Raw genomic sequence first — 10,271 nt, forward strand, 5'->3', positions numbered from 1 at the left:
CCCGCAGCCGACGGCGCCTGGGCAACTGGCAGAGGGGCCCCATGCCGGGCTGGGCCACCGGCTTTCCGGGCCGCTCGCTCGCTTCTTCCCCGTGCTGGAGCGGGCCGGGTCAAGGGTGGCCCGTAGGGCCATCGCCGTCAGGCGACGCGGGAGTGGAGCGCAGCGGAACGGGAGCGCCCTTGACGCGGCCCGCGGAAGCACGACACTGCCGAGAAGCGAGCGGCCCCAACGGTCACTTGAGGGAAGAGGTGAAGGCAGCCCAGGTGGCGGGGGTGAGGTGCAGGGTGCCCTCGTCGGAGGGGTTCAGCTTCGAGTCGCGGACGTGGATGGTGTGAGGGCAGGTGGCGACTTCCACGCACTCGCCGCCTTCGCTGCCGCTGTAGCTCGACTTCCGCCAGGCGACGGCGACTTCGAGGCAGGCGCCGCCTTCGCTGCTGCTGCAGGCCGACTTGAACCACTGAAGCGCTTCGCTGCTCATTGCCCTCCTAGCAGGCGGTCGAGCAGGCCCATCGAGTCGTGAGTGGTCAGGGCCTGTGTCCGCAGCATCGCATACTTGCGGGCCAGGATGGACACCTCGTCTGCATCGGATACCCACTGACTGCCTCGTTGACCCTCGATGTATGCCAGTTGCTGATGGTCGGGGGTCTCCAAGAGGACGAAGGGGCCGTCGAGTCCGGCGTGCGAAGCGCTTGCCAGTGGAAGGAACTGCACAGACAGGCAGGGCAGTTCGGCGATTTCTCGGAGGTGCCGCAGCTGCTCGATCCGCACCTGCGGGCCGCCAATCACAAGGTGTAGGACGGGTTCCCAGATGACAAAGCTGATCGTTGGTGGCGACTTGCGACGCAGGATCTCCTGGCGGCCGATGCGTCCTGCGGACTTCGTCTCCATTTCGTCCTCGGCGTACGCGGGAACTCGCTCGCGAAGCACCGAGCGGGCATACGCCTCGGTCTGGAGAAGGCCCGGCAAGGCCTGGTTGGCGTAGAGGGACAGCGCAACGGCCTCCCGCTCCTGCTCGATGTACTCCTCCGCCCACAGCGGAAACTGGTCCACCTCCGGCAGGTTCACCACCCCCGCCGCCAGCATCCCCTTCGTCTCCAGGAACTCGTCGAAGATCTCGGCGATGTCCAGTTTCAGTGCCCGTCGGCCCTGCTCGATGCTGGCGACCGTCTCCTCGTGCATTCCCAGCGCGGCAGCCAGGGCAGCTTGGCTGAGGCCTTTCGCTCGCCGAGCCGCCGCCAGTTGACGGCCCAGCATCTTCATGGCCGACTGGTTCTTCCTCCGTGTAGGCGTCATGCCTGCTGAACTCCCCGCGCTGCCCGTGCACCACCCCGCAGCAACCCGTACAAAAACCCTGTACGGTCTCACTCACTGATCCAGGCTAATTACTCTGCGCCACATTCGCCCTGTGAATGCGCACATTGAACTCCCCTACCAGCGCGACCAGTTCTACGCCCGCGCCCGCCGGTCCGTCCCCGCCGCCAGGCGATTCACGGAATGGTCGCTGGAGTACTGGGGGCTGGGAGCATGGCAACGGTCCGCCGACCTGTTGCTCTGCGTGAGTGAGTTGGCCACGAATGCCCTCGCGCACGGGGTACCGCCAGGGCGGGGCTTCCTGCTGAGGCTGCGGTACGACGGACACCTCGTACGCGCCGAAGTACACGACAGCGGCCCCGGCACCCCCCTCATCACGGAGGAACCGGACGAGGGCGGTCGGGGGCTGCTGCTTGTCGCGGCGCTCAGTGACAAGTGGGGGGTCGGGAAACGGGTCCCCGGCAAGGCGGTGTGGTGCGAGTTCGTCCTGCCCTGAACCAGCCCTGGCTAGACCGCCGTCGTGATGCAGAACGGGTGGCCGGCCGGGTCGAGGAGGACCCGCCAGCGGTCGGGCTGAGGCTGGTGCTCGGGCCTGGTGGCGCCCAGGTCGAGCAGGTGCTTCTCGGCGGTGTCCAGGTCGTCCACGCCGAGTTCGAGGTGCGCCTGCTTCCCCTGCGCGGGGTCCGGCCAGGTGGGCGGGCGGTAGTCGGCGACACGGGTGAAGCCGACGCCGGGCGTGCCCTCCTTGCCGACCATGACGAACTCGTCGTTGGCGTACAGGACCGGGAAGCCGAGCAACTCGCCGTAAAAACCGGCCATTTCGGCCGGGTCGGCGCAGTCGAAGGTGACGGCGGCGTAGCGGAACGCGGGTGCGGACGTCGTGTCTGTGCTCATGAGGAGGACGCTAGGACGTGACCAGGACAGTTCCGGTCCTGGTTGTGCGGGATCATGTGCCAGACTTCCGGCCGTGCTCAGCTCCTCCGCCCGCCTGCTGCGCCTGCTCTCCCTGCTCGCCGCCCGGCCGTCCTGGACCTGCGCCGAACTGGCCGAGCGCATGGAGGTCACCGATCGCACCGTGCGGCGTGACATCGCCAAGCTGCGCGACCTCGGCTACACCGTCGACTCCGACGCAGGGCCGTGGGGCGGGTACCGCCTCCGCGCCGGATCCCGGGTGCCGCCGCTGATCCTCGATGACGAGGAGGCCCTCGCCGTGGCGGTCGGACTGCGCGAGGCGGCGCTGAGCGACGTGCTCGGGGGTGACCAGGCCGCCCTGTCAGCGCTGCTGAAGCTGAGGCAGGTACTGCCCCGGCACATCGCCGACCGTCTCGGTGACCTGGACGACGCCTTCGTACGACTCCCCGGCCCTGACGCGACGCAGATCAGACCCGGCCTGCTGCTGGAGCTGGCCACGGCCTGCCGCCGGGGTGAGCGCGCCCGGCTGTCGTACACCGACGGAGAGGGGCGGGCCACGGCCCGGGACGTCGATCCGTACCGTCTCGTCCACGCAGCACGGCGCTGGTACTTCGTCGCGCGGGACGTTTCCCGGGGGCAGTGGCGGACGTTCCGGGCGGACCGGGTCGACCGCCTCCAGCCCACCGGACAGCCGGCGGACCTCACCGACCACCCACCCGACCCGGCACTCCTGGTCTCCCGCAACATCGCGAACGGCCCCTACCCCCTGTCCGCGACCATCCGCCTCCCGCTCCCCCTGGATCAGGCGCTACGGCTCGTCCCCCCTACCGTCGGCACCCATCGCCCCGACGGCCCTGACGCCACGCTCGTCGCCATCGGCGGCCCGGACGCCGACGGCCTCGCCCGCTACCTCCTCGGCCTGGCGACGCCGCTGCGCGTCCTCGAACCGGAGTCGGTACGGCAGGCACTCGTACGCCGTACCCGGGAACTCCTTGAGGCCCATACGCATGAAGGCGGTACGCACGACAGCCCGCCCTCGAAGTGAGGGCGGGCTGTGCGTGAGGCACCTCGGACGCCTACGCGGCGGAGAGGGCGTCGGCCGCGCTGGGTTCCCAGACCGAGATCCGCGGGGCGTGAACGTGTGCCTTCACCGGGATGCGGACGGTGTCGCCGCCGTCCAACTTCACGGTCAGGTACGAGGTGTTGCGGCCCGCTCCCGGGGCGTCCTGCTGGTCGAGCGCGACGCCCTCGTAGTTCGCCTGGCCGGGGCGCAGGATGTTGGGACCGCCGCCGATGCCGTCGGGGGTGGTGGCCCGGATGCGACCGTCGAAGGTGACCAGGCCGATGATGCCGAGGTCGCAGGGGGCGCCGCTGGTGTTCTTGGCGGTGATCAGCAGGTGGTTGATCGGCTGTGAGACCGGCGCGGCGGTGATCGTCAGCTGCCCGGCCCGGCACAGCCCCGGCCGGGTGCCGGTGCCCGAACCGGACGCAGTGCCCGCACCGTGCGAGCCGGTCTGCTTCGCGGCCGTGGGCACGGCCTTGACCGAGCCGCCGCCCCCGCCCGTGGTGCCGGCGGAGCCGTGCGACGCCCCGGCGCTGGGCGCGGCCGAGGCGGGGAAGTGGGACGGTGCCGAGGCGGTGGTGGCCATGCCGGTGGGGGCGGCGGAAGCCGTGTCGGAACCGGAGTTGCAGGCGACGAGGGCGAAGGCGCCGAGGGCCAGGGTGGCCGCGGAGGTCAGAACGCGCTGGACGGACATGTGGTGCTTCTCCCGTTGGGTGGTTCGGTCGGGGCCGGATCGGGTGAACCGGCCGATGACCAGAACCGTGCGGCCTGATCCGTCCCACCCGCCATATTTCCCGGGCAGTTGGGAACCCTGGAACGGTTCCATCCCGTCTGAACTGGGGAAACAACGTGGCCTGGAACGCCGTTCCGGGACGATGGGGAGAGGCGATGGCCGACGAGTCCCGGGAACTGGCGGAGCTGCTGCTTGCGTTGAAGGAGCGGTCCGGCCGTAGCTATGGCGTGCTGGGCAAGCGGCTCCACGTCAGTACGTCGACGCTGCACCGCTACTGCAACGGCACGACGGTGCCGAACGAGTACGCGCCGCTGGAGCGGTTCGCGCGCGTGTGCGGAGCCACCCCCGACGAGCTGGTGGAGCTGCACCGCCGATGGATCCTGGCGGATGCCGCGCGCCGTAGGGGAACGGAGGCGCCGGGTGCGTCCGGGGCCCGCGACGAGGACACGGCCGAACCCGCCGCCGGTTTCGACGTGGTGACTGCTCCCGATGTCACGGATGCCGCCACGGACGCGCCGCCGGTTCCGGACGCGCTCACGGACCTCTTGCCGGTGACCCCGCCCGCCGCCCGGCCCCGGCGACGGCGAGCGGCCGTCGTGGCCGCCGTCGCCGCGGGTGCTGTCACCGTCTCGGCGGCCGTGGTCGCCGTGGCCGCGCAGTCCGGCTCGGACTCCGGCGGCGGGCACGCATCCGCGGTGCACGCGGGCGGACGCTCCGTCGCGGCGCGCCACGCGGCGCCCCCCTCCGGTCGTGCCACGGCCAGAACCTCCGCCCCGGCCGCCACCGGGTCACCGTCCCCGTCGGTGGACGCCACACCCTCGGCCAAGGCGACGGCGGACGCACGCGAGTCCTCGGACGGCGGCAGCACGGACGCCGGCACCACGCAGCCGTTCCACGTGAACGTCCTCACGAACAACTGGGACAGCCCCTGCGGCCAGTGGTTCCTCCTCCAGCGCCCGCCCGGCAGCGTGCCTCCGCCGCCGGCGAGTCAGGCCACCGACGGCTGGGCCGCCGCGCTGGGTGCCGTACCGGCCGGGCACCTGCGGCTCCAGGTCACCGTGCAGGGCAGCAGCAGCCGGCCCGTCGTGCTGCACGCGCTGCGTGTCGTGACCACCAGCACCCGTACGGCCCCGAAGGGGAACGCCTACACGATGGACAGCGGGTGCGGCGGCGACCTGGCACCCTCCTCGTTCGCCGTCGACCTCGACACACCGTCCCCGAGCGCCAAGCCGGTGCCCGGTCACGAGGGCAACATCGAGACGCGAGCGACGAACTTCCCGTACAAGGTGTCCGTCGACGACCCGGAAGTCCTCAACATCGACGCGAGCACCGTCACCAAGGACGTCGGCTGGTACCTCGAACTGACCTGGAGCAGCGGCGAACGGCAGGGCACGGCCCGGATCGACGACCACGGAAGACCGTTCCGCACCGTCGGGATGCACGGCGACAAGGCCTACTGGTACAACGCCGCCGGCGTCGGCCAGTGGGAGCCCTACACCGGACCGGACGCGGGTTAGACGGGCGCGGCCCCGGCCCCTCCGAGGAGTGGGCCGGGGCCGCGCGGACGTGACGTGGTGGGTCTCAGAGCTTCTCGGGCGTCCTGATGCCCAGCAGGGCCATGCCCTGGTGCAGGGTGCGGGCCGTGACGTCGCACAGGAAGAGGCGGTTCTCCACCTGCTCCGGCGTCTCGGCCTTCAGGACCGGGCACTTGTCGTAGAACGTCGTGTAGAGGGACGCCAGTTGGTAGAGGTACGCCGCCAGCTTGTGCGGGGCGTACTCCGCCGCCGACTCCGCCACCGTCTCCGCGAAGGCGTCGGCGTGCAGGCCCAACGCCCGCTCCGCGTCCGCCAGTTCCAGCTCCGGGTGGGCCGCCGGGCGGACCTCGCCCGCCTTGCGGAGGATGGACTGGATACGGGCGTACGCGTACTGGAGGTAGACGGACGTGTCGCCGTTCAGCGAGACCATCTGATCCAGGTCGAACTTGTAGTCCCGGTTCGCCGACGTGGACAGGTCCGCGTACTTCACCGCGCCGATGCCCACCTGGGCACCCCGCTCGGCGATCTCCTCCGCGGACAGGTCCTGGGCCTTCTCCCGGACCACGGCCGACGCGCGGTCGATCGCCTCGTCCAGCAGGTCGACCAGGCGGACCGTCTCGCCCTCACGCGTCTTGAACGGCTTGCCGTCCTTGCCGAGGACCGTGCCGAACGCCAGCTGCATCGCCGTGACGTCCTCGTTGAGCCAGCCGGCCCGCCGCGCCGTCTCGAAGACCATCTTGAAGTGCAGGGCCTGGCGGGCGTCCACCACGTAGACGAGCGTGTTCGCCTTCAGGTTGAAGACACGGTCGCGGATGGCCGAGAGGTCGGTCGCCGCGTAGCCGTAGCCGCCGTCCGACTTCTGGACGATCAGCGGGACCAGGTTGCCGTCCGGGCCCTTGATGTCGTCGAAGAAGACGCACAGGGCGCCCTCGGAGCGGACCGCGACGCCGGACTCCTCCAGGAGGCGGCAGGTCTCGGCCAGCATGTCGTTGTAGCCGGACTCGCCGACGATGTCGGGGTCCCGGATCTCCATGTCCAGCTTCTCGAAGACGGAGAAGAAGTAGATCTTCGACTCGTCCACGAACTTCTGCCACGTGGCGAGCGTGTGCGGGTCGCCGGCCTGGAGGTCCACCACCCGGCGGCGCGAGCGCGTCTTGAACTCCTCGTCCGCGTCGAACTTCTTCCGCGCGGCCTTGTAGAGGCGGTCGAGGTTCGACATCGCCTCCTCGCCGGAGACCTGGGCGGCCTTGTGGTCCAGCTCGTGCGGGTGCTCGTCCAGGTACTGGATGAGCATGCCGAACTGGGTGCCCCAGTCGCCGATGTGGTGGCGCCGGACCACGTTCTCGCCCGTGAATTCGAGGAGCTGGACGACCGAGTCGCCGATGACGGCGGACCGCAGGTGGCCGACGTGCATCTCCTTCGCCACGTTCGGCTGCGCGTAGTCGATCACCGTCGTGCCCGGGTTCGCGGCGAGCGGCACGCCGAGGCGGCCCGTCTCGTCCGCGTACCGCGCGGCCAGGTTCTCGGTGATCGCCCGGTCCGCGACCGTGATGTTCAGGAAGCCGGGGCCGGAGACCTCGATGTCCTGGATCACGCCACCCGATTCGACCTGCGCGACGACCTGCGTCGCCAGCTCCCGCGGGTTCGACTTGGCCTTCTTGGCCAGCGCGAGGATGCCGTTGGCCTGGAAGTCCGCCCGGTCGCTACGTCGCAGCAGCGGGTCGGCGTCGGCGGCCTCCGGCAGGGTGGCCGTGAGGGCGGACGCGAGGCGCTGCTGGACGGAATCGCTGAGGGACGTGACCGAGGCCATAGGAATGGGTGCCGTTCTCCTCGTGGGGTGGATAGTCCCGGCCAGTATCCCACGGGAGGTAAAGCGGTTTTCGCGGTCGCATGCCGGTCTGTGAGAATGGAGTGTCACCCCGTTCAGAAAGAAGGACGTGCCGATCGTGGCTCAGAGCACCGAGACCACCGACTGGGTCTCCCGTTTCGCGGATGAGGTCATCGAAGAGTCGGAGCGCCGGGCCCCGGGCAAACCGGTCGTCGTCGCGTCCGGACTCTCCCCTTCCGGGCCGATTCACCTCGGCAACCTCCGCGAGGTCATGACCCCGCACCTCGTCGCCGACGAGATCCGGCGGCGCGGCCACCAGGCCCGGCACCTGATCTCCTGGGACGACTACGACCGCTACCGGAAGGTGCCGGCGGGCATCGCCGGCATCGACGAGTCGTGGGCCGAGCACATCGGCAAGCCGCTCACCTCCGTCCCGGCCCCGAAGGGCTCCGCCTACCCGAACTGGGCCGAGCACTTCAAGGCCGCGATGATCGAGTCGCTGGCCGAGATGGGCGTCGAGTTCGACGGGATCAGCCAGACCGAGCAGTACACCTCCGGTGTCTACCGCGAGCAGATCCTGCACGCGATGAAGCACCGCGGCGACATCGACGCCGTCCTCGCCCAGTACCGGACGAAGCAGAAGCCCGCCGCCAAGAAGCAGCAGCAGAAGCCCGTCGACGAGGCCGAGCTGGAGGCCGAGGAGGGCTCGGGCGCGGCGAGCGAGGACGACGGCAGCTCCGGCTCCGCCGGGTACTTCCCGTACAAGCCGTACTGCGGCAACTGCGAGAAGGACCTGACGACCGTCACCTCGTACGACGACGACACCACCGAGCTGTCGTACACCTGCAACACGTGCGGCTTGACGGAGACCGTCCGGCTGAGCGAGTTCAACCGCGGCAAGCTGGTCTGGAAGGTCGACTGGCCGATGCGCTGGGCGTACGAGGGCGTCGTCTTCGAGCCCAGCGGCGTCGACCACTCCTCGCCGGGCTCGTCGTTCCAGGTCGGCGGGCAGATCGTCGGGATCTTCGGCGGCAAGCAGCCGATCGGCCCGATGTACGCCTTCGTGGGCATCAGTGGCATGGCGAAGATGTCGTCCTCGCGCGGTGGGGTTCCCACTCCCGGCGACGCGATGAAGATCATGGAGCCGCAGATCCTGCGCTGGCTCTACGCCCGCCGCAGGCCCAACCAGTCCTTCAAGATCGCCTTCGACCAGGAGATCCAGCGGCTGTACGACGAGTGGGACAAGCTGGCGGGCAAGGTCGCCGACGGGTCCGCCCTTCCGGCGGACGTGGCCGCGTACACGCGTGCCGTCGGCACCGCCGCTCGTGAGCTGCCGAAGACGGCCCGCCCGCTGTCGTACCGCACGCTCGCATCCGTCGCCGACATCACCGCCGGGCACGAGGACCAGGCGCTGCGCATCCTGAGCGAACTGGACCCCGACCAGCCGCTGACCTCCCTCGACGAGGTCCGGCCCCGGTACGACAAGGCCGAGGCGTGGATCAACACGCACGTGCCGGCCGACCAGCGCACCATCGTGCGCGAGGAGCCCGACACCGAGCTGCTGAAGTCCCTCGACGAGGCATCCCAGCAGTCGGTACGGCTGCTGCTCGACGGGCTCGCCGAGCACTGGTCGCTGGACGGGCTGACCCACCTGGTCTACGGCGTGCCGAAGGTGCAGGCCGGGTTCTCGGCCGACGCCACGCCCAAGGAGCTGCCGCCGGAGATCAAGACGGCCCAGCGGACGTTCTTCGCGCTGCTGTACCACCTGCTGGTCGGGCGTGACACCGGTCCGCGGCTGCCCACGCTGCTGCTGGCGGTCGGGCAGGAGCGGGTGCGGCGCCTGCTCGGCGAGTAAGCCGTAAACGAAAGGGGCCCTCTTCCGAGGGCCCCTTTTCGTGTGCGTGCCTACGCGATGTGGTCCGCTTCGAGTTCCTGGTTGAAGCGGTTGGTGAAGTGGCTGACCATGCGCTTGGCCTCCGGAACGTCGAGGCTGGTGCCGAACTCCGCCTGCACGTTGTCGGCGAACTGGCCGGGCGTGGGGTAGCTGCCGTTGATCGACTGGCGGAAGACCTGGTAGTAGGCCTCCTCGTCCGGCTCGGCCGGCGGGGTGCCGCCGCCCTCGCCCAGTTCACGGGTGCGGTTCGGGCCCACCGGGATGGGGAAGCTGCCGGTTTCCTCCGGGGAGGGCTGCTGGAAGTCTTCCGGCTGCTGCTCCTCGTACCACTCCTCGTACTCTTCCTCCGGGACGTACTGGGGCTCCGGGGGCGGTTCGTAGGCGGGGTCGTAGTTGCCGTGGTACTCGATCTCGCGCTGGGCGTGGAACCAGGGGCTCTCTTCGTCGGCCGGGGGGTTTTCCGGCTGCCCGGTGCGCTGGCTGGGCAGTTGGGGGCGCTGCTCGCCGGGAGGTGCCGTTCTCCGTGGGACGGGCGCTGCCTCAGCGGCACGACTGCCCGCAGCTACGGCGGGCATCAGCGTCGGCTCTATCCCAGCCGCCGCCAAGCCCGCCGGAGCAGTTTCCGCCAGGGGCACGCCGTAGCGGGCCAGGCGCAGCGGCATCAGGGACTCGACCGGCGCCTTCCGCTTCCACGCACGCCCGAAGCGGGCGTGGAGGCGGGCCTGGTAGACGAGACGCTCCTGCTCCAGCTTGATGACCTGGTCGTAGGAGCGCAGCTCCCACAGCTTCATACGGCGCCAGAGCAGGAACGTGGGGACCGGGGAGAGCAGCCAGCGCGTGATGCGGACGCCCTCCATGTGCTTGTCGGCCGTGATGTCCGCGATGCGGCCGATCGCGTGTCGGGCCGCCTCGACGGCGACGACGAAGAGCACCGGGATCACCGCGTGCATGCCCACGCCCAGCGGGTCCGGCCAGGCGGCGGCCCCGTTGAAGGC

Annotated in this window: 10 protein-coding genes; 4 read left to right on the top strand and 6 right to left on the bottom strand. The window is 70.2% G+C overall.

The genetic code is table 11. The features are described from left to right. Nucleotides 1-232 precede the first annotated feature (232 nt). Together ACWD35_RS39390 and ACWD35_RS39395 are read right to left on the bottom strand one after the other, a co-directional pair. Nucleotides 233-478, bottom strand: a complete 246-nt coding sequence (locus ACWD35_RS39390) for a DUF397 domain-containing protein (RefSeq protein WP_451356175.1) — start codon at nucleotides 476-478, stop codon at nucleotides 233-235. Then, a complete protein-coding gene (locus ACWD35_RS39395; protein WP_451356176.1) occupies nucleotides 475-1,260 on the bottom strand; it encodes a helix-turn-helix domain-containing protein in 786 nt (261 codons plus the stop codon). Before ACWD35_RS39395 ends, ACWD35_RS39390 begins: the two co-directional genes overlap by 4 nt. A 145-nt stretch (nucleotides 1,261-1,405) precedes the next feature. On the opposite strand from ACWD35_RS39395, the gene ACWD35_RS39400 reads away from it, so the two are divergent. After that, entirely contained in the window at nucleotides 1,406-1,807 is a 402-nt protein-coding gene (locus tag ACWD35_RS39400) for an ATP-binding protein (RefSeq protein ID WP_451356177.1), read from the top strand. An 11-nt stretch (nucleotides 1,808-1,818) separates the two neighbouring features. Here ACWD35_RS39400 and ACWD35_RS39405 read toward each other — a convergent pair whose 3' ends face one another. Next, nucleotides 1,819-2,205, bottom strand: coding sequence for a VOC family protein (locus tag ACWD35_RS39405; protein WP_451356178.1), 387 nt, complete (start codon nucleotides 2,203-2,205; stop codon nucleotides 1,819-1,821). Nucleotides 2,206-2,278: 73 nt separating this feature from the next. Here ACWD35_RS39405 and ACWD35_RS39410 point away from each other — a divergent pair, with 73 nt between their 5' ends. Next, a complete protein-coding gene (locus ACWD35_RS39410) occupies nucleotides 2,279-3,268 on the top strand; it encodes a helix-turn-helix transcriptional regulator (protein WP_451356179.1) in 990 nt (329 codons plus the stop codon). A gap of 31 nt (nucleotides 3,269-3,299) precedes the next feature. Here the strand turns inward: ACWD35_RS39410 and ACWD35_RS39415 are convergent, their stop codons facing one another. Further along, on the bottom strand, nucleotides 3,300-3,980 hold the full coding sequence (locus ACWD35_RS39415) for a DUF4232 domain-containing protein (RefSeq protein ID WP_451356180.1): 681 nt from the start codon (nucleotides 3,978-3,980) through the stop codon (nucleotides 3,300-3,302). A gap of 194 nt (nucleotides 3,981-4,174) precedes the next feature. On the opposite strand from ACWD35_RS39415, the gene ACWD35_RS39420 reads away from it, so the two are divergent. Further along, the gene (locus tag ACWD35_RS39420; RefSeq protein WP_451356181.1) at nucleotides 4,175-5,536 is read left to right on the top strand and encodes a helix-turn-helix domain-containing protein; all 1,362 of its coding nucleotides are present in this window, start codon (nucleotides 4,175-4,177) and stop codon (nucleotides 5,534-5,536) included. Between the two features lie 64 nt (nucleotides 5,537-5,600). Here the strand turns inward: ACWD35_RS39420 and argS are convergent, their stop codons facing one another. Next, the gene (argS, locus tag ACWD35_RS39425) at nucleotides 5,601-7,364 is read right to left on the bottom strand and encodes an arginine--tRNA ligase (RefSeq protein WP_451356182.1); all 1,764 of its coding nucleotides are present in this window, start codon (nucleotides 7,362-7,364) and stop codon (nucleotides 5,601-5,603) included. A gap of 127 nt (nucleotides 7,365-7,491) precedes the next feature. Between argS and lysS the strand changes: the two genes are divergently transcribed. Next, nucleotides 7,492-9,237, top strand: coding sequence for a lysine--tRNA ligase (gene lysS, locus ACWD35_RS39430; protein WP_451356183.1), 1,746 nt, complete (start codon nucleotides 7,492-7,494; stop codon nucleotides 9,235-9,237). 50 nt (nucleotides 9,238-9,287) lie between these two features. Here the strand turns inward: lysS and ACWD35_RS39435 are convergent. Further along, a partial coding sequence (locus tag ACWD35_RS39435; RefSeq protein ID WP_451356184.1) for a DUF2637 domain-containing protein occupies nucleotides 9,288-10,271 on the bottom strand: 984 nt, incomplete at its 5' end.

The sequence above is a fragment of the Streptomyces sp. NPDC002671 genome, from assembly GCF_053592475.1.

What these genes read in the sequence shown, in the direction of transcription:
- ACWD35_RS39420 (WP_451356181.1), top strand. Translation starts at nt 4,175, where the DNA reads ATGGCCGACGAGTCCCGGGAACTGGCGGAGCTGCTGCTTGCGTTGAAG.
- ACWD35_RS39390 (WP_451356175.1), bottom strand. Translation starts at nt 478, where the DNA reads ATGAGCAGCGAAGCGCTTCAGTGGTTCAAGTCGGCCTGCAGCAGCAGC.
- ACWD35_RS39395 (WP_451356176.1), bottom strand. Translation starts at nt 1,260, where the DNA reads ATGAAGATGCTGGGCCGTCAACTGGCGGCGGCTCGGCGAGCGAAAGGC.
- ACWD35_RS39415 (WP_451356180.1), bottom strand. Translation starts at nt 3,980, where the DNA reads ATGTCCGTCCAGCGCGTTCTGACCTCCGCGGCCACCCTGGCCCTCGGC.
- ACWD35_RS39405 (WP_451356178.1), bottom strand. Translation starts at nt 2,205, where the DNA reads ATGAGCACAGACACGACGTCCGCACCCGCGTTCCGCTACGCCGCCGTC.
- argS (WP_451356182.1), bottom strand. Translation starts at nt 7,364, where the DNA reads ATGGCCTCGGTCACGTCCCTCAGCGATTCCGTCCAGCAGCGCCTCGCG.